We start from the raw sequence: 22,802 nt of genomic DNA, 5'->3' as shown, positions 1-22,802 counted from the left end.
TCATAAAGGAAGGGGGCGTGGCTAAACCAAACCCCCAAACAAAAATGATGATTTAAGTCGCTTTAAAATCTCCCCGAATTACTAATCGACGGTTGAACTTGATAACCATTTTGGGTTATATTTCGTTGAATTGCCACACCAGAGGGATTATACGGTTGCTGAGAAGCAGTTGGAGGAACATACGGTTGTGGAGGAATGGGTCTAGCGTAGGTTGAGCCATAACTGGGAGGTTGATAACTTGGAGCCGCAGTTGGAGGTGCAGCATAGCCCGTAGGAGGTTGATCACCATTGACTGTTGGATTAACTGGCTGATTGACCCCTGAATAAGATGGATATGGATTATAAGGAGGTTGACCTGAATTAACGGGTGCAACATTGGTATTGTAATAGCTAGATGAATTACTCCTCGGAATCTGATCAACTGCTGTTTTTAAATAATTCTCTGATGCAGTCGGAGCAGTCGGTACCTGATAGGGTCTAATTGAGGTAGCTGGTTGATTATTTGACCTGACTGGGGGAAGTAAGGGTCTAAATAGACTCGAAGAAGACTGATTGTTCTGTATCTGTGAAGGATTATTAATTTTATTTAAGTTTTTTGAATTGTTTAGAGAATAAGGCATCACTTGCTCTTGAGTCAGTCCTTTTTTCCATTCAGTCGCCCAATTTCCATCATTAGGATTATTTGTACCAGTTTGAGGGGTTTGAGCATCGGGTTGAGCTACGTTAGGTTGAGCTACAGGAACCGATGGCGAACGAAAATAACTATCAAGTGTTTCGGGTTGGTCAGTAATCTGAATTAACCATTCAGGATGTTGTTGATATTGCCAATAGAAAATTAAACCAAGGGAAAGCAAACCCAACGGGCCCCAAAAAGCTAATCGCCCAAAAGGTTTAAGACGAGCTAGTAAGTAACGCATTGAGGAATTATTTTCAGAATTATTCATATATACCAACCCGTTTATGACTTTAAGCTTATCCTAAATCCTAAACTAGAAATCATCAACTATTTTAAGCCGATCGCACCAGTAGTAAAATCCCTGCTATTAATCCTAATGTATTGGGCAACCAAGCAGCCATCAGAGGTGTTAGTACCCCCCAAACGCCAAAAGAACTACTAATAAATGACAGCAAATAATAAGAAAAAATTAAGACAACACAGATGCCAAAACTGGTCGCTCTATTGGTATTTTGTGGACGTACTCCCATCGATGCGCCAATCAGAGCAAAAACAATACAAACAAAGGGAAGGGCAATTTTTTCTTGAATTCGTACTTCTAATTTTCGCGCTTTTACTTCATTTCCGCTTAACTGTACGATTTTTAAATACTCTCTAGCTTGTTGTATATTCATTTCCGTTGCATCTCGCCCTCGGTTGGCAATATCTAAAGGAGCGCGAGGCAAGGATAATTCTTGATGGTCGAAACGGACAATATTACGATAATCCCCATCAGGTGAAATTAAATAAATCGTACCGTTATAAAAATCCCATTTATTGTTATCGAGATTCCAGACCGCCGATTGTGAGGTAATAATTTGATTAATGTCAGGTTGAGAACGATCTAAAATGGTTAATCGTTTCATCTGTCGCCCATCAAATTCTTCGGCATAAAACAAACGTAGTAAAACTGTTCTAGTTCCTCCATCATCTGTTTTAATCTGAGTATATTCAGGATAAATAATATTATCGTTATCAAAAGGGAGTTTTTCTCTTTTGAGGGCTTTGGCTAAAGTAACCGTCGCCTGATAAGTCGAGGCGGGGGCAATATAATTATGAAAGGTGAAGGTTAAACCCGTTACTATAATACTGAGAATAACCGCAGGAACAATTAAACGATAAACATTAATTCCAATACTTCGTAGGGCTATTAATTCACTATCACTCGATAAACGACTAACGCCATCAAAGTCGATAAGAGCATGGACATCGGAAAAGCCAAAACGATAAACTCTGGCATTCTCAGGAAAAGAATTTGTAAAGCAATCGTGATGGGAAGCCCCATTTCAGTAATACGACGCACTAGATCGAATAAAGTCCCGATCGCAATACCAAGGGACGTAAATAACCCCATGCCAAACAAAAGCGGTAACAATAATTCCAAGAATATATAGCGATCTAGCAGAGAAAAACCTGGAATAGTCCTTAAAAAAGAGTAAAAACGTCCTATTTTCATTGTAGAATAGCGATGATAGTGATCTGATAATAGAGCCAAATAATTTTAAAATTAAATCATAAATTTCTAAAGTAAGTAGATCTAAAGTGTAATTAAGTTTGTTTTTAATGATCCTCATTAAGAAAGAACAATAAAAAACAGTTTTTAGATTGTAGAAAGCACTTGCTCAAGCAATCTAAACATAAAATTTATCCCCTAAGTAGTATTGACGAACCAAGGGATTAGAATACAATTCGTCTGGACTACCCGATGCTAAGATTTGTCCTTCTCGCATGATATAAGCTCGATTAGTAATTGCTAGTGTTTCTCTGACGTTATGGTCAGTAATTAAGATCCCTATTTTGCGATCGCGCAAATTCGCAATTATGGCTTGAATTTCAGCAACAGCAATGGGATCGACTCCCGCAAACGGTTCATCAAGCAGTAAAAATTTAGGCCCATTAACCCCAACTGCTAAAGCTCTGGCAAGTTCAGTGCGTCGGCGTTCTCCCCCAGAGACATAAGCCCCTTTGGTACGCGAAATTTTCTCTAAGCGAAATTCTTTTAATAAATTTTGTAGTTTGCTTGTTCTAATCGGATAGGGAACGTGAGACTGTTCGAGAGCTAGTTCAATATTTTCGCCGACAGACAAATAACGAAAAATGCTTGCCTGCTGAGTCAGATAGCCAATTCCTAGACGAGCGCGTTGGTTTAAAGATAAACTCGTAATCTCGCGCTGATCAAACAACACTCTACCTTGATTGGGTTTAATTAAACCAGTGGCAATATAAAAAGTTGTCGTTTTCCCTGCACCATTCGGGCCTAATAGTCCAACAATCTCTCCTGGAGCAACTGTAATACTAACTCGGTTGACGACGGTTCGCTTACCATAAGATTTATGAATGTTATCAAGAAATAAAGTCACGATATCAGTTTTAGATTATAAAGTGATCACGTATACCCGCCTTAAACATTAGATATTATCATTTAAGGTCTTCTATTCGTTGGAGACGTATTAGGGGCGGCTGAGGATTGCTGTGATTCGGTGACAATATAAATTGACTCTACTTGTTGATTAGATTGTGGTGTGGCAATAAAACGCCCTTCATCAACTAAATAAGTCATGGTTTCTGCTCGCATACTATTCCCTTCTTGTAGTACATAAACATTACCACTGAGAACTAAACGGCGTTCTTTACTAAAATATTGAGCTTGGGCGGATGTTGCTTGAATTTTGCGGGCGGGATAAAAAACCTGTACATTTCCCCTAGCCGTAACAACTCCCGTTTGTGAGTTAGCTTCTTGAATATCAGAACGGACTGTTAAAGCCCCTCCTGTAACTTGGGGAGTTTGAGCAACGGCTACATTGATCGCCATTCCAGGCAGGGTAAGTAGTCCAGTCATTAAACCGAGCGTCCAGGTACGTGGATTGATCATCATTGGCTCATCAAAATAACTTTTTTTATAATTTGTTCTAAAGACATATGTTAGACGTTTTGTTCGATAGAGATGATTCTGGGCCAAGAAAAAACATTTTCATCTAACTGTTGTACTAAGAACGTGAGTTCGTTAGGGTCGGTTTGTTGGACAAGGCTTAATAATTCGCTACTTTCTTCTAGCAACTGAGTTACATCTATCTCTTCATAAATGGGAAGGTAATCTTTAAGCCGTTTTATCCCTTCCCCTAATAAAATCATGGCTCCTCGCCCGTTATGATTTCCCAAATGATAACAGCCTACCGCGATTTGGAGTACACCTTGGTAAAAACGTTTATTCGGTTCTGGGGCTTCCATCCATAAAGCCTCAAGGGTATCATGGCAGGCATAAAATTCATGTTGATTAAATTCATCTACGCCTTGCCAAAATGCTTGAGGAACCGAATCAAATGATTCTTGCATTGCGCTTAAGCCATACTGGCTCTAACTTCTTTAATATAGTCTAAAGAAATTTCTTGCTGATCTCCTGCAAATTCATTATCGGGAGTAATAAACAACATACAGTGACATTCTTTTCGTTCGCGCATTGGAACACAGGGACAATTCCAAAAGGTATTTTTGACTTCTGCTTCTTTGTCTTCATAGTGACGACAGGGACACAGAGGTGCGCCAAGTTCCTCTTTGTGTTTGGCTAATCCTTCGATAACAACTGCGGTTACAGACGGTTCACTGCAAAAATAGGTATTAGTTCGCTTGGCGTATTGTTCCGCAAAGTTTTTCATCGCCTCAAGCATTTTATCTTGTTCTGTGGACTCAGTGTTAGCTACGGTCATGACTTAATTTAGGCTCTGTTTATTTTTTAGTTATTTGCCTATTTTAGCGATCATTGGAATCGTTTAACGGAAAAAGCTTAATTGGATACATTGTTAAAAATCTATTATTGGGATGACCTTGGGAATCTATCTATTTAAGGAAGTAAAAAATTAAACCCGTTGCCAGAATAAAACTAATGTCTAAGCCATTTTCTTGAATTGGGTAAAAATTATGAAACGCTTTGCTTTTGTTCTTTTGTCTGTTTTTACTTTATCGTCTGTTGCGGTTCCGACACTTGCAGGACAAGTCAATAATAATCGACAATCTACTCCAACAACTGAGACAACCGACCAAAATGAAAGTTTTGGCAGTCAATCTACACCGACTGAAGATAATCTTGAGCCTGTCACATTGGTTCAATTAGCCTATCAAGGTTATTTTGAAGATCAAGGAATTCCCAGTCATGCAGCTTTTAAGAGTGCGATCGCAAACGGTGATGTTGATGCAGAAACATTAGTCAGAAGTGCAATTAATAAAGGCCGTCTTTCCTCAGATGCGATGAACGATGAAGGATATCTCAATATTGTTAGAACTCAGTTAGAAAATCTTAATGATCGATAATTAATCTATTATTGGTTGATTCAACACATTAACTGTGTCTGTCTGAGGAATGATCTTATATTTCAAAAAATTGTCTAACTTGAATTTTATAGTGTTCTAATAAAAGGGAGAAAAAATAATATGACAACTGATATTTCACCTCAACAAAATATCAAATTAAGCAGAGGAATGGCGTTTTGGTCTGGTCTTCTTTTAGTGGGTTTAGGAATTGCTGGTCTAGTGCTACCGAATATCGCAACGGGTGTAGTTGAAACTTGGGCATCTTTGCTATTAATCTTTGCTGCTGGGGCTAAAATAAGTAATGCTTTTGCTACTCGTCAACAAGACGGATTTATCTGGAAGCTAGTACTAGGTATTCTCTATCTAGCTACAGGTATAATGCTCTTAGTTTATCCTTTAACGGGTATTCTCTCACTCACTTTATTACTGGGTAGTTTCTTCTTAACTGAAGGCGTATTTGAATTGATTTTAGCCTTTAAAATCCGAGGCCGTGCTAATTGGACTTGGGTACTTGTTAACGGACTGGTAACTCTTGTTCTAGGTGCAATGGTTTGGTTCGGTTGGCCGTATAATGCTCCTTGGTTACTCGGAACGCTAGTCGGTGTTAGTGTTCTCTTTACAGGAATTTCACGAACCATGCTTGCATTAAATCTTCCTTCTACGGTAGCTTCTACTGACTCAGGATCATCCGATCCAGTAGCATCTTAAGTTGCTTCAAGGAATTAATTAATGATGGTGAGGTTCAGTTGGTGCAGGGTTAGATTGATGATTGTGGGGTTCAGCTTCTATTTTAACTGGCCCGATCTGCCATGACCCTAACTGAACCAATCCCATTGTTTCGCCTCCAATCGCCAGAATTCCCATTGAAACCAATCCAGTGGCGATCGTTCCCATCGCCACTATCCCAATAGAAATCACCCCCATCGGAACCACTCCAATCGAGATAATTCCCATCGGGACAATACCAATCGAAATATAACCCGTCGGAGTTACTCCAATCGAAATGAGTTTTCGTTGTGGAGTCTTGCAAGTAGAGTCTTTAGGATTGAAGTTCATTTATAAGACGAGCTTTCTGGGAATTAACGTGTGAGCTATGCTATAACTAACGATGACTGTTTGTCAAAAGACAGTTTGTCAGAGTTGCTTCTGTGATGAACAATTCAATGTCTTTAGAAGAAAAGTTTTTTAAATTAAACACTGAGAAAGTAATAATAGCTCGGTTTCTAAATCAAAAATTAGTAAATTTTTAATAAGCGAACATTTTTAATTTAGGTTAACAATACCATTTTGAGTGATGAAATATTCTGCATTATCGGATGTAACAGGCTTTGAGAAGAAAAAACCTTGACCAAAATTACACTGATGATTGCGTAACCAGGTAAGTTGTTGTAAAGTTTCAATTCCCTCAGCAACTACATCTAATTTTAGTAAATTACTTAAAGTAATAATTGTTTCAACAATTGTATAAGTTTCGCCTTCTCGTTGAATTTGACTAACAAAAGAGCGATCTATTTTTAAAGCATTGACAGGCAAGCGATGAAGATAACTTAACGATGAATATCCTGTGCCAAAATCATCAATACTAATTGATATTCCTTGAGACTGTATCTGAGTAAGTAAATCGCAAGTTTTTTTAATATTTTCAACTAACATACTTTCCGTAATTTCTAATACCAGCGATTTTCCCTCTATGCTGGCTTTTTTGATAACTTGTTGGAGTTTTTCAAACAGTTGAGGGTCTTGAAGTTGTTGAACGGAAAGATTGATACTCATCTTAATCTTCTTAGCCAAAAGATATTTTTGCTGCCATCGCGCTAATTGTTGACAAGCTTCTTCTAAAACCCAGTGTCCTAAAGAAATAATTAATCCACTTTCCTCTGCTATGGGAATAAATTGATCTGGGGGGATTAATCCTTTGGTTGGGTGATTCCAACGGATCAGGGCTTCAAATCCCAATAAATTTAGAGTATTTAAAGCAATAATCGGTTGATAATAGAGAACAAACTCTTGATTAAAAATTGCTTTACGAAGATCATTTTCGAGATTTAGGCGTTGAATAACCGATTGGTGCATTTCAGACTCATAAAATAGCATAGCAACCTTTTCCTTGAGATTTTGCTTGATACATGGCAAGGTCGGCATCTCTAATTAATTCTTCTGCATGATCATAATAATGATTTCCTAAAACGATCCCAATACTGGTAGTAACAAAAATTTCTCTATCATCGATTACGATAGAAGTAGCAAGTGTATTTAAAATTCGGGAAGCAATACAGATAGCTTCATCAACTCTATTAATTTTCTCTAATAAAATTACAAATTCATCTCCTCCTAAACGTGCCACTAAATCAACTTCTCTGACACATTTAATAAGTTTAGTGGCAATTACTTTAAGAAGTTTATCCCCGATTAAATGACCAAGACTATCATTAATAAATTTAAAATTATCGAGATCTAAAAAAAGAACAGCCATAGCAAGCATAGAAGAGCGTTTGATTTGCTTTAGTGTTTGCTCAAGACGATTAATTAAGAGAGTGCGATTTCCTAAGCCTGTTAAAGAATCATATAAAGCATCATGTTTGAGTTTTTGTTCCATTAAAATGCGTTCACTAACATCACGAGAGGTACTTTGTAAATGACTAATTTCTCCTTCTTTGTTCAAAATTGGTTGAATTAAAGTTTCTAACCAGACGTAATCTCCCGTTTTTTTTCGCATCCTATAAACAAGAGGCATTAATGAAGCTTCTAAATTTGATAGCAAACTCAGTTTTTGAAGGACATGGAGGTAATCATTTTCATGCAAAAAACTCTCTAGATTTTGTCCCATCAACTCCTCAGGATGATAGCCTAAAAGAAATTGACTTGAAGGTGTTACATAAAGATATTTTCCATTGATTTCATGTAAACACACTAAATCTCTCATATTTTCCGTTACCAGTCGTAAACGTTCTTCATTATGACGCAGTGCAATTTCTACTAATTTGAGATGAGTAATATCTCGTCCAACAGATTGAATTTCTACTAATTCTCCATGTTCATTAAAAATGCCTTGATTTAACCAATGTGTCCAGCCAATTTCACCATTACTTCGTTGATCTCGATTTTCTGCTACAAAATTTGGTAGATCTGGCGTTAATTTTAATATTTCTTGAAAAACATCTTTTTCTAAGTCCTCACGATTGGCAAAGTCGAGCCATTTTTTACCAACAATCTGATTTAATGTTACACCTAAAGCTTCGCACAATGAGCGATTGGCATAGGTAATAGTAGTATCTGGTAATGAATGAAGTAAAAAATCTGTTTGGTTTTCGACAATTTTACGATAACGATTCTCGCTTTCTTGTAAAGCATCTTCAGCAATTTTGCGTCGTCTATCAATTTCTTGCCGTAGTTTTATTTCTTTTTTTAAAGTGTAGATCAAAAAAAGAATTGCTATTAATACAAAAATTATTATTAAAACATTTATAGCAATAATATTTTGTATATTATAAAACCAGTTAAATAGATTTATTAATGAATAATTGGTCATATCTAAATTTTTTTCTGCTCCATTATGATAAATGAACATATTTTTAAAATTTGATGAGAGTGTTGTAGATAAATTGATTTTTGTTTAAGAGCTAATCCAAACTTATAAATATTATTGAATAAACTAATTATCAGATTGTGCATTTGAATAGCTTGAGAAAAACAGATCGTTTGTCTAATTAATCGTTTTAGCCTTGTTCTTAAGATTAACAAAATTTTTGAATCGCATAAAATATGTAGTAAAAAAGTTAATTTATTAAACATTTATTGTTTGATAAGGAGTAACAAAATTGATTAGTACTCTTTTTAATTATAGAGCCTAGATAAACTGCAACTTTTTGTCTAATTTGTCGCTCAATAGCCTACCAAATACATACAGCATTTTTGTCGAAAACCTGAATTTTATAGTACGCTTATCTTTGAGCAGAGGTTAAGTGACAGCCGTCGCATCGCTCATTCTCAGTTTTTATTTTAAAAGCTTTTGTTTTAAAGACATTAAGTTGTTCATCACCTGTCAAGGTAACATGAAATCTCGACTGCCCAGACTTTATGATTAGCTTTTGCACCGAAAACAGAGCGTACAACTGTCAATACTCAATTGAAGCATCCAGCACACCAAAAAATATATTCTACTCAATTTGATTGCCGATACTCATCAGTATAAAAACTTACTTTCAAACTCTCTGGTTTATAATTAAACTTACTTTTTTTGGTTCATTCTTTAACAAAACTCAGGTTAATTAAGTTATTGAATTGACGGGTGGAATGCCTGCTAAATCTAAAACTTCGGGGATTAAATCTTCTCTTCGCACTGCCATCAGATGCACTCCCTGACAAAGTTGTTGAGCTAATTTGACTTGTTCGGCTGCTATTTTAACTCCTTCTTGTAGAGGGTCTGGTGCCTCTGCAAGTCGTTTAATCAGTTCATCGGGAATCAGAACACCAGGAACATTTTTGCGGATGAATTCAGCATTTTTTGCAGATTTAAGCAGAAAAATTCCTGCTAATATAGGTTTATCGACTCCGACGGCAATTTGATTCATAAATTTATCAAGTTGCTCAAAATCAGTAATCATTTGACTTTGAAAAAATTGCGCCCCTGCGGTGATTTTTTTCTCAAAACGACTTTGTAACCCTGACCAACTTTTGCATTGAGGATCAACAGCAGCACCCGCTAATAAGTCTAAAGGTTCATCAGGTAAGGTTTTCTCGTTAAAGTCTAACCCATGATTCAATTGTTGGATTAATTTAAGTAAGCGAACCGACTCTAATTCAAAAACGCTTTTTGCCTCGCGGTGATCTCCTGCTTTGACGGGATCTCCAGTTAAAGCTAAGACGTTACGAATTCCTAAAGCATAGGCTCCCATGAGGTCGGCTTGCAAGGCGATGATATTGCGATCGCGACAAGCCATTTGACAAATCGGTTCGATCCCCTGCTGTAATAAAATGACAGAAGCAGCCATGGATGACATCCGCATCACCGCACGACTCCCATCGGTAATATTAACAGCGTGAACGCGATTTTTGAGTAATGTACCCATTTCTACCATATGTTGAGGATTACCGCCTTTTGGGGGGCAAATCTCAGCAGTGACCAAAAATTCTTGATTTTTTATAGCTTGACGGAAACGAGTATACATAAACTTGAATTTTTAATCTTAGATTTTAAAGGAAAATTCCAGTTATAAACAAATTATCTGATTTGTTTCTAAAAAAGCGGTAAGTAACCCAACGCATTTTTGACTCTAGAAAGGGTTTCATTCGCTACGGTTTCTGCTTTACGTCGTCCTTCTCGTAATACAGACTGAAGATAACCGCGATCGTCCATGATTTCATAATACTTGTCTTGAATCGGTTTAAGGGCTGTAATCGTTGTCTCAGTCAAGAGGGGTTTAAATTGTCCCCATCCCATATCTTGACATTCGGCTGTCACTTCTTCTTTGGTTTTATTGGACAGTAACAAATAGAGTGTTAAAAGATTGTTACATTCTGGGCGTTCTGAGTCATCGAATGTTAATCCTTTGACAAGATCGGTTTTACAGCGTTTAATTTTTTTGCTAATCGAGTCGGGTGTATCTAATAAATTAATCCGACTCATCTCTGAAGGATCGGATTTAGACATTTTGCTGGTACCATCAGTTAAACTCATTACCCGCGCCCCTTCCTTGGCAATCATCGGATCAGGCATTTTAAGAACGGGGGTTTTTTTCGTGCCAAATTTATCGTTTACTCGTACTGCAATGTCTCTCGTTAATTCTAAATGTTGTTTTTGGTCTTCACCCACTGGAACTTTATCTGCATTGTAGAGCAAAATATCAGCCGCCATCAGCACTGGATAATCGAGTAAACCGACACTAACATTTTCTCCTTGCTTAACGGCTTTTTCTTTAAACTGGATCATCCGTTCTAACCAATTTAACGGCGTAATACAGTTCAAAAGCCACGTCAGTTCACTATGGGCGGTAACATGAGATTGTACAAAAATCGTCGAATACTGTAAATCGATCCCACAAGCGAGATAGAGGGCTGCAATTTTGTAGGTATCTTCTGCTAAGGTTTTAGGATTATGAGGAACTGTAATCGCGTGTAAGTCAACAACACAGAAAAAACTATCATAATCTTGCTGAATTTCAACCCAATTACGAATTGCGCCGAGATAGTTGCCTAAATGTAAATTTCCTGTTGGTTGTACTCCAGATAAAACGCGTTGTTTACTCATGTGATGTGTGAAGATTGATTTGTGGGGTCATTTTATCATTATCGGTGCTGATTGACAGTGGTCTTAGAATAACGTTACTCTAAATGGGGTTTTAGGATCAGGTGGCGCAAGGGTTTCTATTGTGAATCTACAAGAGTTTTGTTTACTACTTTTTTCGGTTTTGGTAAGTGCTACTGGACAATTTTTTCTGAAAATCGGTGCTTTAAAATTAGGGAAAGTAACTGGAAGCAATTTAGTTAGTCATATTTTTAATATTATTATGGTTCCTGAATTATTGGCGGGTTTAGCTTGCTACGGTTTGGGTGCGATCGCTTATATTCTGCTTCTAACTCGTGTTAAACTCAGTGTTGCTGGCCCTTCGGCTTCTTTGATTTATATTTTTTCCGTTTTAATGGGCTATTTTATCTTTAAAGAATCAATTCCAATTTATCGTTTATTCGGAATGGGTTTTATTGTTTGTGGTGTCATTTTAGTCGTCTGGCAAAAGTAATTAAAATTTTTTAGAGTAATCCTATTGTTTTAAGACTATAAATCGTTTTTTCTATATCTAAAATTCTAGCTCTTTTAATTCTTTCTTTAGAAAAATCTTGTTCAACCTCAACAGCAGCAATATAAGATGAATTCTTTGATTTTACGGCATCAACTAAGAGAAGATTAGGATGAATATAATCTGTATCACTTAAACAGACTAAGTGATTATCTAATAAATCAAACAGAATCGTATGCAATGCCGAGCCGCTCACACCTACAATCGTCTCATGCTGATTGATTAATTGAATTTGTTCAGCCAGGGTTAATTGTTCTGGATAAACAATTTTAAAGTTTTTTTCACGAAGTTTATCTTCTAGTTTATCTTCATTTAAAATACTACGAAAAGAATTCTGCTTATTCAGTTTTTTTCGCGATAGATAAAGCGGTTGTGCTATTTTCTTAGGCTGCTCTTTTAAAATAGCTTGTGCTACAGCTTCAGGTAATAATCGATGAACGGTATAGGCATGATAGTTCATCATAAATGATGGATATGGTATGATAACCTCTTTCAAGAAAATCGGCTTATTAAAAGCAACAAATCGCTCTTTATCAAAGCCAATGGTATTCATAAAAATATCTATATAATCTCTTTTTATTGAAAATCTTGGACTTTCAGAATAGATAATTGGATAGTTTGGCTCTTTTGCTGCATACCATAATCGACAAATACACTCAGTTATAAAATGTCCGTAATGCCGAAAAAGATGCCCACCATAAATAAATTTTTGATTAACTGTTCTAAAATTGTTTGGAATTGAAATTTTTTCTGGTGCTATTTTATATTCGGGTTGACAAGAATAATCAATTCTTGAGCCATCTTGCTGATAAAAACAACGGTATTGAGGTAGATACCAGACATCTTGAAAAGTTTTAGTTTCAGCTAACGGCGAACCATTAAATAATTTGATTGTATTATAAGCATACTCTATAGTTGAAATTTCATAACTATAAAAAGAAAAAGATAGACCACATTTTGGCTCTAAAACTAATGATGCTGGAGTATTTAATAATTTTTGATGATCTTCAACCAATAACTTACGATAATTTAGAGATTGATGCGAGCGTAGTGCTGGAAAAAAAAGTATCTTCTGACTTACAAAACGTTCATTATTCCATCTCGCATAAAAATAGCAAAACCAAATAATGAGCTTGTTTTGAATCCTTAAAAGCAACTGAGGAGAGATTTCTGGGTGTTGAGTGTTAAAAGTCATACATTTTTAAACTCACAAATAACAAGTTAATCTTACCTCATAAATTCAGAAAGGTAATATAATGAAATCTTCCTAAAGATAGATATTTATTTAATAATCTCTTGTAACGCTGATTTAAGATTAGGATACTGATATTTAAAACCGATATTTTGAGTTGCTTTCGGTAAAACTTGTTGTCCTTCTAAAACCACTTTTGAGCCTTCACCTAACAAAACTTCTAAAGCAATTCCAGGCACAGGTAACCATGAGGGACGATTTAACACTTCTCCTAAAATTTTAGAAAACTCGTTCATTTTAACAGGATTAGGAGCCGTTAAATTAAACGTTCCTGCTATTTCTGGCCGCTTTATTGCTTCAATGATGAAATTAACTAAATCTTCTCGATGTATCCACGAAAACCATTGACGACCCGTGCCAATTGGCCCACCAGCAAATAATTTAAAAACAGGTAACATCTTCCCTAATGCACCACCATTTCCTAAAACAATGCCAATTCTAGGAATGACTAAACGGACTCCATATTGCTTAACTTTTTCCGCTTCTTGTTCCCATTTTTGACAAACTTCCGATAAAAAATCATTTCCTGAAACACTACTTTCCTCAAAAGTTTTGGTTTCACTGGCACCATAATAACCAATCGCTGAAGCACTAATCAACACCAATGGTTTAGGATTAGCTTGCGCGATCGCTTCTACTACTTTTTGTGTTCCTAGTTGCCGACTTTCTAAAATTGCTTTTTTATACTCTGGTGTCCATCTTTCGGCTATTGGTTCTCCTGCTAAATTAATCACTGCATCACAGCCTGATATTGCTTTTTGCCAGTCTCCAGATTCAGTAATTTTGTAAGGAATAATCTCTATATTAGAAAAACTTCTTCGAGCTTTTTCGGCATTTCTAGTAAAAAGAACAATCGAATGCCCCTCATTTTTTAGCTTTTCAATTAAGCGCGTTCCGACAAATCCTGTACCACCCGTAATCGCAATTTTCATAAATTTCACTAATATTTACTTATCTTGATAACCCATGCCGTTTGCTTTGGCGTAACGATTCATAAAGCGCATAAACCGTTCCCAGTGTTCATCTTTAATCAGTTCAAAACGACATTCAACTCGTCTAATCTCGTCTCCCTCATCCCCTGCAAAAAAAAACTTCATCGAAGAAGGTTCAACGCTAATCACTCCTTCATCATCAATGAACCGTAAATCACCATAAGTTCTTTGAGTAAAGCTTTTGAATTTTTCAATTGCCTTTAGGGTTTTAAAGGTCATCAGAACCGTTCTTACACCAGTATCTTTTTGTCGTCTTAAACTGACATTATCTAAGTTTTCAGCCAATCCAACAAAAAATTCAATTGAAGGAGTCGTCATAATTTAATTATTGTAGGAGTTTGGTTACCAAACTTAATCTTAAAAAAGTGAGAGAAATCGATCTATCTTCTGTTAGAATTTTGGGCTTAGAAACCTTACCCCCACACATTGATGCTCTAACATAATTATTATAGGGGTAGGGTTTCCAAACCCATCTTGAATAAAAATTATTCTGCTGCTTTACCTTGAATTTTGAGAAGCAAAAAGCCCCAAGCTAATCCAACTAATACTAAAATAGCCGATAAAATAGCACCATTAAATAACATACTTTCAGCCGTCATTATTATTCCTCCTAATTGTTTTATGCTAAAGATAAGTCATTTTACGCATTATTGGTATTGTAAACCAAGCCAGCCCAATTCTTAAGATGGAATTAAAAAAACGCCCTAAAATAGCGATCGCAATAGGAGATCCCGCAGGCATTGGCCCTGAAGTCGTTCTCTCGGCCCTCGCTGACCCTAAAATCAAAGAAAAGGGTGATTTTACTGTCATTGGTAACCGTACTATTCTAGAAACGACATATATTCACTTACGTCAAACGAGAACAGATCTAGCAGACCCCGACAGTTTCCCCATCTTCAATCTACCGACTAGAAAGACGCAAATTGTTACTGGAGAAGGTAACTCTGCAAGTGGAGAAGCAAGTTATCAGTATTTAGAAACGGCAATTAATTTAACCCTCGATGGAACCTTTCAAGGAATTGTTACGGCCCCTATTGCTAAATCAGCATGGAAAGCAGCAGGATATAATTACCCTGGACAAACCGAAGTTTTAGCCGATAAATCCCAAACTAAACAATATGGCATGATTTTTGTGGGAAAATCGCCCTATACAGGTTGGATACTACGAACCTTACTTGCTACGACTCATATACCATTAAATCAAGTGTCTCAGGTACTCACACCCGAATTGATGTCACAAAAACTCGATTTATTGATTAAGAGTTTACAAACTGATTTTGGTATTCAAAATCCCAAAATTGCGATCGCAGGTTTGAACCCCCATAGCGGAGAACAAGGACAACTCGGAACCGAAGAAATAGACTGGATGAATGCTTGGTTAGATGAACAACAGAAAAACTATCCACAGGTAAACTTAAAAGGGTTAATTCCTCCAGACACGATGTGGGTAACACCTGCAATAGCATGGTACCGCGATTTTGTCAATAGTAAGCCTGCCGATGCTTATCTCGCGTTGTATCATGATCAAGGATTAATTCCAGTTAAATTGATGGCCTTTGATGAAGCCGTTAATACTACAATCGGATTACCATTTATTCGTACTTCTCCAGATCATGGAACCGCTTTTGATATTGCAGGAAAGGGAATAGCGAGAAATGCAAGTATGAAAGCTGCAATTGATCTTTGTGTGGAATTAACCGAAAAAAGATTAAACCAAAGCTATTCTGGAGCGTTAAGCTAGTAAAAATGGTACTCGCTTAATTATTGGGATATGACAACAGCTACACTAACTCGATCTACTGAACTGACTCAAACTCGCCCAGTCATATCTTATCAGGTGGCGATGTCTGAACCCACCTCCCATCTATTTGAAGTGACGCTACAGATTAGGGGTTGGAATAGTGATAGATTAGATTTAAAGATGGCGGTTTGGACACCTGGATCGTATTTAGTTCGAGAATATTCGCGTCATGTTCAAGATTTTTCTGCTAAAGCAAATCAGCAAAAATTAGTTTATTGTAAATGTGCTAAAAATCATTGGCAAGTTGAAACCCCAAATCATTCCGAAATTACGGTTACTTATCGAGTCTTTGCGAATGAACTAACGGTAAGAACTAATCATCTTGATGCAACTCATGGTTATTTTAATGGCGCGGCTTTATTTTTATATGTTCCCCAATTTCTGAAACAATCTTATACAGTAACGATTATTCCCCCTGATGAAAATTGGCAAGTCACCACATCTTTACCGCTAGTCGAAGGAAAAGAGAATACTTTTATTGCTAAAGATTTTGATACATTAGTCGATAGTCCTTTTGAAGTGGGAATACATCAGAAATATGATTTTGAAGTTTTAGGAATACCCCATCAATTAGCCATCTGGGGACAGGGAAATGTCAATGTAGAACGTCTAATCAGTGATACACAGAAAATTATTGCAACTGAAGCTAAAATGTTTGGAGGATTACCTTATGATCGCTACGTTTTCCTGCTTCATCTTTCTAAAAATAGTTATGGTGGTTTAGAACATAAAAAATCTTGTACTCTAATTTATTCTCGTTTTGGCTTTCGTGCCAAAGATAAGTACAATAATTTTATCCAATTAGTCGCCCATGAATTCTTCCATCTGTGGAATGTCAAAAGAATTCGCCCCAAAGCGTTAGAAATTTTTGACTATGAACAGGAAAACTATACAAATGCCCTTTGGTTTTGTGAAGGAGTAACAAGTTATTATGATATCGTGTTTCCAATGCGCTCAGGAATTTATGATAGTAAAACGTTTGTAGATTTGTTGGGTAAAGAAATTAATCGTTATTTATCAATACCAGGGCGAAAAGTACAACCCGTTAGTGAATCGAGTTTTGATGCTTGGATTAAGTTGTATCGCAGAGATGCAAATAGTGATAACTCTCAGATTTCATATTACCTCAAAGGTCAACTGATAGCGATGTTGCTCGATTTATTAATTCGTCAGCGTCACGATAATCAACGTTCTTTTGATGATGTAATGAGAATCATGTGGGAAAAGTATGGTAAAGCGGAAATAGGCTATACAGATGCGGAATTAAAAAAAGTTATAGAATCTGTTGCAAAAATTGATTTAAGTGATTTCTTTACTCGTTTTATCGATGGTGTAGAAGAGTTGCCTTTTGAGGAATATTTAGAACCTTTTGGACTAGAACTCAAAAAAGTTTATGAAGAAGAAAGAGTCCCTTATCTGGGAATCAAGGTTAATTCAGAAAATGGTAAAGAAATAATAAAATTTGTTGAAATTGGATCGCCTGGGCAAATTGCAGGGATTAATACAGAAGATGAATTATTAGCACTCGATGGTTTTAGAGTCAGTGGCGATCAGATCAGCGATCGTCTCAAAGACTACCAAGAGAATGATATCATTCAAGTTACTGTCTTTCATCAAGATGAACTAAGAACCCTTAGCGTCAAACTCGCAGCCCCGCAACCTTCTCGCTATGAACTTGTGCGGATACAGAACTCATCCGATAGTCAAAAGCAAAATTTTTCCGAGTGGGTGCGACAAGCAATAAATCCTTAAACTTATCGATTAATTACACTAGAAAAATGGATACCTTTCTTAAATACGCTTACTTTGAGCATCAATTTGTCCCGTTTGAAGATGCTAAATTATCAGTTGCGACTCATGCTTTACATTATGGTACCGCAGCATTTGGGGGTTTAAGAGGCATTCCCGATCCACAAAACCCCGAACAAGTTTTATTATTTAGATTAGATCGTCATTGTCAACGTTTAAGTCAGAGTGCTAAGTTTTTACATTACGAGATCCCTGCTGATAAAATTTATCAAATTATTATTGATTTCGTTAAAAAAAATCGACCCAATCAATCTTTTTATATTCGTCCTTTAGTCTATAGTTCTGGGTTGGGAATTGCACCGAGATTACATAATCTTGAGAAAAACTTTTTGGTCTATGGTTTAGAAATGGATGAATATTTATCCGCTTCTGGGATTAATTGTCGGATTAGTTCTTGGTATCGTCAAGAAGATCGTAGCTTTCCTTTAAGAGGTAAAATTACAGGTGCTTATATTACTTCAGCTTTAGCCAAAACAGAAGCAGTAGAATCAGGTTTTGATGAAGCAATTTTAATGAATTCCCAAGGCAAAGTCTGTGAAGCAACGGGAATGAATATCTTTATTGTGAGGAATGGTCAAATTATTACCCCCGGATTTGAACAAGATATCCTAGAAGGAATAACCAGAGATAGTGTTATAACTTTAGCTAAAGATTTAGGAATTCCAGTAGTAGAAAGAGCAGTAGATAAAACAGAATTATTTATTGCAGATGAAGTGTTTTTGTGTGGAACGGCTGCTAAAATTGCTCCCGTAAAAAGAATTGAAAATTATACACTACCCGAAGAACGACCGATTGCTACAAAACTGAGAGAAAAATTAACAGCAATTACACGAAATGAAGATCCAAACTATCAAGATTGGGTCAATGTTATTCCTTTAGATTAATCTTTTGGGTGGGAAATTACCCACCATTTTTAATTATGGAAACTTCTACATTAACACCACCAGCCGAAAGAATTGTTTTATCTGAAATTAGTTGGGAGACATACGAAACCTTACTAAAAGAACTCAGCCACCGCCGTTTAAGACTTACTTATTATCAAGGTCTTCTTGAAATTATGGCCCCATCACCCGAACATGAAATATATAAAGAAGTCTTAGGACGATTTGCGGAAACTATAGCAGAAGAATTAGAAATAAATATTTATCCCTTGGGTTCAACTACTTATAAAAAACCTAGATCTAGTGGTGTTGAACCTGATAAGTGTTTTTATATCACGAATATCAATTTAGTTAAAGGTAAAAAAAGACTAGATTTAAAACAAGATCCAGCACCCGATTTAGTCATAGAAGTTGATATCACCAGTTTTTCAACACAGCGTTTTCAAGTTTATGCAGATTTAGGTGTAAAAGAAATTTGGTTATATAATGGCAAAAGTTTTAAAATTTATTTATTACAAGAAAACAATTATATTGTAAGTGAACAAAGTGTAGCTTTTCCAAATTTATTACTGTCAGAAATAGCGTCTTTTCTCGAAAAAATCGAAGAAATGGACTATTTAGAACTGATTAAAGAGTTTCGTCAATGGGTTCGGAGTCAAATTCAATAAAAATTAGGATAGTGGGGGTGCAACTTTTTGTACAATTGCTACACAAACCCCCACTACAATCATGCTTGACTAAAACGATCGCAAACCGTCTTTATTCAAAATCTTTGCGTCCGGGGTTACGAGTTGGATCGCTAGAAAGGAAACCGAAGACAAACAAGCCAATAAAGAAAAATACAACCAAATAGACAACAATCTTAAGGGTAATCATTGAACGTTTCTCCTTTTATTTTTTTAACCGTCAGAAGTCATAGAAAAATATACCTTGAATTACTTTAGCTTATTTTGGGATCACATCAGAACACCGAACAAGGCTTGTCGATCTATGAATTCTGTACTACCCTAACTACAGATCAAATTTTAATAAAGGTTTTGCGATCGTGGTAGTATCTGAAACAGCATCCCAAGCTTTACAAACTCCGTTATATCGTCTCATTGTCGCACAACAGGCTAAAATGACCCAGTTTGCGGGTTGGGTTATGCCCATTCAGTTTAGCGGTTTGAAACAAGAACATGAAGCAGTTAGAACCAGTGTCGGAATGTTCGACATCTCCCACATGGGAAAATTTATTCTGACTGGAAAAGATTTAGTTCCCGCGCTACAGTCTCTTGTTCCCTCGAATTTAGAACGGTTACAATTCGGACAAGCACAGTACACAGTGTTGTTAAACGCGGATGGTGGAATTATTGATGATGTCATCTTTTATTACCAAGCAACAGGAACTGGAATACTCATCGTTAATGCTGCAACCACCGAAAAAGACAAAGCTTGGTTACTTCCTCATCTCGAAAAATATTCCGTCACACTAGAAGATGTCTCCCAAGAAAAAGTCTTAATTGCACTCCAAGGAATACACGCTCAAAGAATACTACAATCTTTAGTTTCAGATGATCTCAGTCCATTAAAATTGTTTGAACATCTAGAAACCACTATTTTTGACCAACCCGCTTTTATTGCGAGAACAGGATATACAGGAGAAGATGGCTTTGAGATTATGCTATCAGCAGATGCGGGTCAAAAACTCTGGAATTCCTTACTACAAGCGGGTGTAACGCCTTGTGGATTGGGAGCAAGGGATACTCTACGTTTAGAGGCAGCATTAGCCCTCTACGGTCAAGATATCGATGATCTGACCTCACCTTTAGAAGCGGGTTTAGGCTGGTTGGTACATCTTAAAGAAAAAGGTGAATTTGTCGGTCGTTTGGTTTTAGAAAATCAGAAAACAAACGGTTTACCTCGTCGTTTGGTTGGATTACAGATGGAAGGAAGACACATCGCTCGACATGATTACCCCGTGTGGTCTAATGGTCAAGTAGTGGGTAAAGTCACCAGTGGCACATTATCACCAACTTTGGGAAAAGCGATCGCGCTGGCTTACGTTCCGTCAGAATTAGCTACTATTGGACAAACCCTAGAAGTCGAAATTCGCGGTAAAACGTATCCTGCTACGGTGGTTAAAAAGCCCTTTTATAAAGTTTCTCGCCCAATTTGACGCACTTGGTCTACAGATAAGTCCAAAGCTTGGGCAATTTGTTCTACACTCAATCCTAAAGACAATAAACGGGGAATAGCGGCTATTTTTGCCCTTAATTCTCCTTCTTCACGCCCTTCTTCGCGCCCTTCTTCACGCCCTTCTTCACGCCCTTCTTCACGCCCTTCTTCTAATGCTTCTTGATAAACTCTGGTTTGTTTCAAATCACTTAGGCTAAACATAGCTTCTATCTCCTTATGACTAATCCGAGGTAGTTTGTAAACTAAAATTGTCTCTATTAATTGTAAAAGTTCTTGTCTTTGACTGTCATCGGTCATTTGTTCTCTAATACGATTAATTAAGATTCGTCCTTGTTCAATTGCTTTATTTTCACTGACTGTAATTAACTGAACCGTTGTTAATCCGATAGATGTTTCTGAAAGACTTTCTAATTCATCTAAATAGATACGGGTTACTCGTTCGGATTTGAGTAATTCTGAATATCTCTCAGTTTCAGTGGGTTCTACACTACGATTGGGATAAAGAACTACACCACGCCAGTTATTAGATAGAGGTGTTTTGCTTAGATACAAAAAGATTTCAGCAAAAAAACGCCCATAAAAATTAGAATCATCTTGAAATTGGACTTCAACAAAATAAATGGGTAAATCCGTCCTTTGGGCTATAAATACTCCATCAATTCTAAATGCAAGTTGTTTGACTTCTACAGATGAAAATTGATAAGCTTGCGCCAAACTTGCATCTAAATTCAGCAATTCAAACAAAATGAACGGAGAAGATTGAAAAAGACGATAAAAAATGGTATCTGTTTTCACGATTGTCTTACATTAACTACTTGATAAACGTTGGACGGATTTTGCTTGTAATAAACGATGGGTATCGGCTAATAAGTCTGGAATGATTTCAGCATAAGGACTGTTAGCTAAACAGTTTTTTAAAGCAAATTTATTAATATTTTTCGCTTGTTCTCCTGGGAACCAATGACCACCATTACCTAGTAAATTATACCTAGCCTGAGCAAATTCAACCATGTCATAAGCTAAAACTAAATTTCTTAACCATAAAATAATAGGAATATTGATTTTATTGGGTGTTTGTTGATAAGTCGGTAAACCTAAATTCCATGTTTTATACCATTCTTCACCCAGAAATTTAATCGCTTCTGTTTCTAACTTTTCTAGGATGGGAGGTAAAATTTGCTCAGCTTTCTCTAATAATTTAACTGTTTTTAAATGTTCATCAAAATCGGATGGATTAGCCGCACCAATACTAAGGGTATGTACTTGAGGATGACTCAAACAAAACAAATCATTAAACACCATTGGACTCAGTGGAGAACAAAGATTCACTAATTTCTGCGGTGGGTTGTATAAATGTCCACCTTTATCGGATGGACTAATAATAAAGACTCCCATATCATACTGATGCGCGGCTTCTATTGCTAGCCAATTGTTCTGAAAAATGTAATACCAATGCAAATTAACATAATCGAATTGATTGGTTTCTATGGTTTTAATAATAGTTTCTGTTGCGCCATGAGTTGAAAAACCAATAAATCTAACTTTTCCTTGTTTTTGTAATTTTTTGGCTTCATCTAAACAGCCCCCTGGACGAATTGTTTCTTCGAGTAGTTCAAGAGTATTAATTCCATGAATTCCCAGTAAATCAATATAATCTAAATTAAGAAACTGAAAAGATTGATTAAATTGTCGGCGAAATTCTTTTACATCACTTTTTGGTGATATTTTTGTTTGTATGATTAGTTTTTCTCGTGGGAATTTTGGTAGAATTTGCCCAAGTTGTAATTCAGATGAGCCATAACCTCTAGCCGTTTCAATATGATTAATACCAACATCGAGCGCACGACGAATCGTATTTTCGAGATTTAATTGATTATCTGAGGGGATCTGCTGATACAGAATATCTTGCCAATTGTATTGATAGCGCATCCCACCACAGGAAAAAACGGGCATTTGCAGTTCTGTACGGCCAAAGCGTCGGTATTGCATCATAAATAATGATTGAAAGAGCGAAGAAATTTTAGCAGCATCTAGGTGTAGTCTTTACCAAATCTGCTACCCTAGTTCTCATATTT

General features: G+C 36.5%; 26 protein-coding genes and 1 pseudogene. 8 read left to right on the top strand and 19 right to left on the bottom strand.

Features of this window, described 5'->3' with window-relative positions; all coding sequences use genetic code 11:
- Window positions 1–62: 62 nt before the first annotated feature.
- The 6 genes and pseudogenes from CFPU101_RS01505 to CFPU101_RS01480 all read right to left on the bottom strand — a co-directional run bounded on the left by CFPU101_RS01505 (window position 63) and on the right by CFPU101_RS01480 (window position 4,419).
- On the bottom strand, window positions 63–944 hold the full coding sequence (locus tag CFPU101_RS01505; protein ID WP_206813564.1) for a hypothetical protein: 882 nt from the start codon (window positions 942–944) through the stop codon (window positions 63–65).
- A 64-nt stretch (window positions 945–1,008) separates the two neighbouring features.
- A pseudogene (locus tag CFPU101_RS01500) lies at window positions 1,009–2,171 on the bottom strand (LptF/LptG family permease).
- 175 nt (window positions 2,172–2,346) lie between these two features.
- A complete protein-coding gene (gene lptB / locus CFPU101_RS01495; RefSeq protein ID WP_206813563.1) occupies window positions 2,347–3,075 on the bottom strand; it encodes an LPS export ABC transporter ATP-binding protein in 729 nt (242 codons plus the stop codon).
- Between the two features lie 62 nt (window positions 3,076–3,137).
- Window positions 3,138–3,590, bottom strand: a complete 453-nt coding sequence (locus CFPU101_RS01490; RefSeq protein WP_206813562.1) for an LptA/OstA family protein — start codon at window positions 3,588–3,590, stop codon at window positions 3,138–3,140.
- Window positions 3,591–3,637: 47 nt separating this feature from the next.
- Complete coding sequence (locus CFPU101_RS01485) at window positions 3,638–4,048, bottom strand: DUF309 domain-containing protein (protein WP_206813561.1); 411 nt, start codon at window positions 4,046–4,048, stop codon at window positions 3,638–3,640.
- Between the two features lie 5 nt (window positions 4,049–4,053).
- A complete protein-coding gene (locus tag CFPU101_RS01480) occupies window positions 4,054–4,419 on the bottom strand; it encodes a ferredoxin-thioredoxin reductase catalytic domain-containing protein (RefSeq protein WP_206813560.1) in 366 nt (121 codons plus the stop codon).
- 211 nt (window positions 4,420–4,630) lie between these two features.
- Here CFPU101_RS01480 and CFPU101_RS01475 point away from each other — a divergent pair, with 211 nt between their 5' ends.
- Window positions 4,631–5,020 (top strand): hypothetical protein, encoded by a 390-nt coding sequence (locus CFPU101_RS01475; RefSeq protein ID WP_206813559.1) that lies wholly within the window; start codon window positions 4,631–4,633, stop codon window positions 5,018–5,020.
- A gap of 120 nt (window positions 5,021–5,140) precedes the next feature.
- Window positions 5,141–5,728 carry an HdeD family acid-resistance protein gene (locus CFPU101_RS01470; RefSeq protein WP_206813558.1) on the top strand — a complete coding sequence of 196 codons (588 nt, stop codon included), beginning with the start codon at window positions 5,141–5,143 and terminating at the stop codon, window positions 5,726–5,728.
- Between the two features lie 18 nt (window positions 5,729–5,746).
- Here the strand turns inward: CFPU101_RS01470 and CFPU101_RS01465 are convergent, their stop codons facing one another.
- From CFPU101_RS01465 to trpS, 6 genes are all read right to left on the bottom strand, one after another.
- On the bottom strand, window positions 5,747–6,076 hold the full coding sequence (locus CFPU101_RS01465) for a hypothetical protein (protein ID WP_206813557.1): 330 nt from the start codon (window positions 6,074–6,076) through the stop codon (window positions 5,747–5,749).
- 207 nt (window positions 6,077–6,283) lie between these two features.
- The gene (locus CFPU101_RS01460; protein ID WP_206813556.1) at window positions 6,284–7,114 is read right to left on the bottom strand and encodes a bifunctional diguanylate cyclase/phosphodiesterase; all 831 of its coding nucleotides are present in this window, start codon (window positions 7,112–7,114) and stop codon (window positions 6,284–6,286) included.
- A complete protein-coding gene (locus tag CFPU101_RS01455) occupies window positions 7,101–8,441 on the bottom strand; it encodes a bifunctional diguanylate cyclase/phosphodiesterase (protein ID WP_206813555.1) in 1,341 nt (446 codons plus the stop codon). The genes CFPU101_RS01460 and CFPU101_RS01455 overlap by 14 nt, the downstream gene beginning before the upstream one ends.
- A gap of 110 nt (window positions 8,442–8,551) precedes the next feature.
- Entirely contained in the window at window positions 8,552–8,812 is a 261-nt protein-coding gene (locus CFPU101_RS26210) for an IS1 family transposase (protein WP_206813554.1), read from the bottom strand.
- A 476-nt stretch (window positions 8,813–9,288) separates the two neighbouring features.
- Window positions 9,289–10,188 carry a methylenetetrahydrofolate reductase gene (locus CFPU101_RS01445; RefSeq protein ID WP_206813553.1) on the bottom strand — a complete coding sequence of 300 codons (900 nt, stop codon included), beginning with the start codon at window positions 10,186–10,188 and terminating at the stop codon, window positions 9,289–9,291.
- 68 nt (window positions 10,189–10,256) lie between these two features.
- On the bottom strand, window positions 10,257–11,267 hold the full coding sequence (gene trpS / locus CFPU101_RS01440) for a tryptophan--tRNA ligase (protein WP_206813552.1): 1,011 nt from the start codon (window positions 11,265–11,267) through the stop codon (window positions 10,257–10,259).
- Between the two features lie 121 nt (window positions 11,268–11,388).
- Here trpS and CFPU101_RS01435 point away from each other — a divergent pair, with 121 nt between their 5' ends.
- Window positions 11,389–11,757: an EamA family transporter gene (locus tag CFPU101_RS01435; RefSeq protein WP_206813551.1), complete on the top strand. Its 369-nt coding sequence runs from the start codon at window positions 11,389–11,391 to the stop codon at window positions 11,755–11,757.
- Window positions 11,758–11,767: 10 nt separating this feature from the next.
- Here CFPU101_RS01435 and CFPU101_RS01430 read toward each other — a convergent pair whose 3' ends face one another.
- The 4 genes from CFPU101_RS01430 to CFPU101_RS01415 form a co-directional block, all read right to left on the bottom strand.
- Window positions 11,768–13,009, bottom strand: a complete 1,242-nt coding sequence (locus CFPU101_RS01430; RefSeq protein WP_206813550.1) for a DUF563 domain-containing protein — start codon at window positions 13,007–13,009, stop codon at window positions 11,768–11,770.
- An 86-nt stretch (window positions 13,010–13,095) separates the two neighbouring features.
- Window positions 13,096–13,998, bottom strand: coding sequence for a TIGR01777 family oxidoreductase (locus tag CFPU101_RS01425; RefSeq protein WP_206813549.1), 903 nt, complete (start codon window positions 13,996–13,998; stop codon window positions 13,096–13,098).
- A gap of 15 nt (window positions 13,999–14,013) precedes the next feature.
- Entirely contained in the window at window positions 14,014–14,376 is a 363-nt protein-coding gene (psb28, locus tag CFPU101_RS01420; protein WP_206813548.1) for a photosystem II reaction center protein Psb28, read from the bottom strand.
- 167 nt (window positions 14,377–14,543) lie between these two features.
- Window positions 14,544–14,657: a PetM family cytochrome b6-f complex subunit 7 gene (locus tag CFPU101_RS01415; protein WP_206813547.1), complete on the bottom strand. Its 114-nt coding sequence runs from the start codon at window positions 14,655–14,657 to the stop codon at window positions 14,544–14,546.
- Between the two features lie 86 nt (window positions 14,658–14,743).
- Between CFPU101_RS01415 and pdxA the strand changes: the two genes are divergently transcribed.
- From pdxA to CFPU101_RS01395, 4 genes are read left to right on the top strand one after another with little or no spacing between them, the layout of a single operon-like run.
- Window positions 14,744–15,799: a 4-hydroxythreonine-4-phosphate dehydrogenase PdxA gene (gene pdxA / locus CFPU101_RS01410; protein ID WP_206813546.1), complete on the top strand. Its 1,056-nt coding sequence runs from the start codon at window positions 14,744–14,746 to the stop codon at window positions 15,797–15,799.
- Between the two features lie 30 nt (window positions 15,800–15,829).
- Window positions 15,830–17,611 (top strand): M61 family metallopeptidase, encoded by a 1,782-nt coding sequence (locus CFPU101_RS01405; protein WP_206813545.1) that lies wholly within the window; start codon window positions 15,830–15,832, stop codon window positions 17,609–17,611.
- Between the two features lie 26 nt (window positions 17,612–17,637).
- A complete protein-coding gene (locus CFPU101_RS01400) occupies window positions 17,638–18,552 on the top strand; it encodes a branched-chain amino acid transaminase (RefSeq protein ID WP_242577708.1) in 915 nt (304 codons plus the stop codon).
- Between the two features lie 35 nt (window positions 18,553–18,587).
- Window positions 18,588–19,217, top strand: a complete 630-nt coding sequence (locus tag CFPU101_RS01395; protein WP_206813544.1) for a Uma2 family endonuclease — start codon at window positions 18,588–18,590, stop codon at window positions 19,215–19,217.
- Between the two features lie 91 nt (window positions 19,218–19,308).
- On the opposite strand, the gene CFPU101_RS01390 is transcribed toward CFPU101_RS01395, so the two are convergent.
- Complete coding sequence (locus tag CFPU101_RS01390; RefSeq protein WP_106456135.1) at window positions 19,309–19,425, bottom strand: photosystem II reaction center protein I; 117 nt, start codon at window positions 19,423–19,425, stop codon at window positions 19,309–19,311.
- A 169-nt stretch (window positions 19,426–19,594) separates the two neighbouring features.
- Between CFPU101_RS01390 and gcvT the strand changes: the two genes are divergently transcribed.
- Window positions 19,595–20,707, top strand: a complete 1,113-nt coding sequence (gcvT, locus tag CFPU101_RS01385; protein WP_206813543.1) for a glycine cleavage system aminomethyltransferase GcvT — start codon at window positions 19,595–19,597, stop codon at window positions 20,705–20,707.
- Here the strand turns inward: gcvT and CFPU101_RS01380 are convergent.
- Both CFPU101_RS01380 and CFPU101_RS01375 read right to left on the bottom strand, forming a co-directional pair.
- Window positions 20,683–21,522 (bottom strand): Rpn family recombination-promoting nuclease/putative transposase, encoded by an 840-nt coding sequence (locus CFPU101_RS01380; RefSeq protein ID WP_206813542.1) that lies wholly within the window; start codon window positions 21,520–21,522, stop codon window positions 20,683–20,685. The two genes, gcvT and CFPU101_RS01380, sit on opposite strands and share 25 nt — an antisense overlap.
- Before the next feature lie 12 nt (window positions 21,523–21,534).
- On the bottom strand, window positions 21,535–22,716 hold the full coding sequence (locus tag CFPU101_RS01375) for an aldo/keto reductase (RefSeq protein ID WP_206813746.1): 1,182 nt from the start codon (window positions 22,714–22,716) through the stop codon (window positions 21,535–21,537).
- Between the last annotated feature and the right edge of the window lie 86 nt (window positions 22,717–22,802).

Origin of the sequence: Chroococcus sp. FPU101, assembly GCF_017312365.1 — a bacterium.
Classification (GTDB): Bacteria; Cyanobacteriota; Cyanobacteriia; order Cyanobacteriales; family Microcystaceae; genus Chroococcus.
Note: the sequence above shows the minus strand (reverse complement) of the source record. Positions and strands in the feature narration are given on the sequence as shown.

Bases quoted from the DNA above. Each gene is read 5' to 3' on its own strand.
- CFPU101_RS01375 (WP_206813746.1), bottom strand. From the start codon at position 22,716: ATGCAATACCGACGCTTTGGCCGTACAGAACTGCAAATGCCCGTTTTT.
- CFPU101_RS01395 (WP_206813544.1), top strand. From the start codon at position 18,588: ATGGAAACTTCTACATTAACACCACCAGCCGAAAGAATTGTTTTATCT.
- CFPU101_RS01475 (WP_206813559.1), top strand. From the start codon at position 4,631: ATGAAACGCTTTGCTTTTGTTCTTTTGTCTGTTTTTACTTTATCGTCT.
- psb28 (WP_206813548.1), bottom strand. From the start codon at position 14,376: ATGACGACTCCTTCAATTGAATTTTTTGTTGGATTGGCTGAAAACTTA.
- CFPU101_RS01390 (WP_106456135.1), bottom strand. From the start codon at position 19,425: ATGATTACCCTTAAGATTGTTGTCTATTTGGTTGTATTTTTCTTTATT.
- CFPU101_RS01400 (WP_242577708.1), top strand. From the start codon at position 17,638: ATGGATACCTTTCTTAAATACGCTTACTTTGAGCATCAATTTGTCCCG.
- CFPU101_RS01490 (WP_206813562.1), bottom strand. From the start codon at position 3,590: ATGATGATCAATCCACGTACCTGGACGCTCGGTTTAATGACTGGACTA.
- CFPU101_RS01480 (WP_206813560.1), bottom strand. From the start codon at position 4,419: ATGACCGTAGCTAACACTGAGTCCACAGAACAAGATAAAATGCTTGAG.
- CFPU101_RS01445 (WP_206813553.1), bottom strand. From the start codon at position 10,188: ATGTATACTCGTTTCCGTCAAGCTATAAAAAATCAAGAATTTTTGGTC.
- CFPU101_RS01425 (WP_206813549.1), bottom strand. From the start codon at position 13,998: ATGAAAATTGCGATTACGGGTGGTACAGGATTTGTCGGAACGCGCTTA.
- CFPU101_RS01415 (WP_206813547.1), bottom strand. From the start codon at position 14,657: ATGACGGCTGAAAGTATGTTATTTAATGGTGCTATTTTATCGGCTATT.
- CFPU101_RS01460 (WP_206813556.1), bottom strand. From the start codon at position 7,114: ATGCTATTTTATGAGTCTGAAATGCACCAATCGGTTATTCAACGCCTA.
- trpS (WP_206813552.1), bottom strand. From the start codon at position 11,267: ATGAGTAAACAACGCGTTTTATCTGGAGTACAACCAACAGGAAATTTA.
- pdxA (WP_206813546.1), top strand. From the start codon at position 14,744: ATGGAATTAAAAAAACGCCCTAAAATAGCGATCGCAATAGGAGATCCC.
- CFPU101_RS01470 (WP_206813558.1), top strand. From the start codon at position 5,141: ATGACAACTGATATTTCACCTCAACAAAATATCAAATTAAGCAGAGGA.
- CFPU101_RS01430 (WP_206813550.1), bottom strand. From the start codon at position 13,009: ATGACTTTTAACACTCAACACCCAGAAATCTCTCCTCAGTTGCTTTTA.
- CFPU101_RS01505 (WP_206813564.1), bottom strand. From the start codon at position 944: ATGAATAATTCTGAAAATAATTCCTCAATGCGTTACTTACTAGCTCGT.
- CFPU101_RS01485 (WP_206813561.1), bottom strand. From the start codon at position 4,048: ATGCAAGAATCATTTGATTCGGTTCCTCAAGCATTTTGGCAAGGCGTA.
- CFPU101_RS01465 (WP_206813557.1), bottom strand. From the start codon at position 6,076: ATGAACTTCAATCCTAAAGACTCTACTTGCAAGACTCCACAACGAAAA.
- CFPU101_RS26210 (WP_206813554.1), bottom strand. From the start codon at position 8,812: ATGTTTAATAAATTAACTTTTTTACTACATATTTTATGCGATTCAAAA.
- CFPU101_RS01405 (WP_206813545.1), top strand. From the start codon at position 15,830: ATGACAACAGCTACACTAACTCGATCTACTGAACTGACTCAAACTCGC.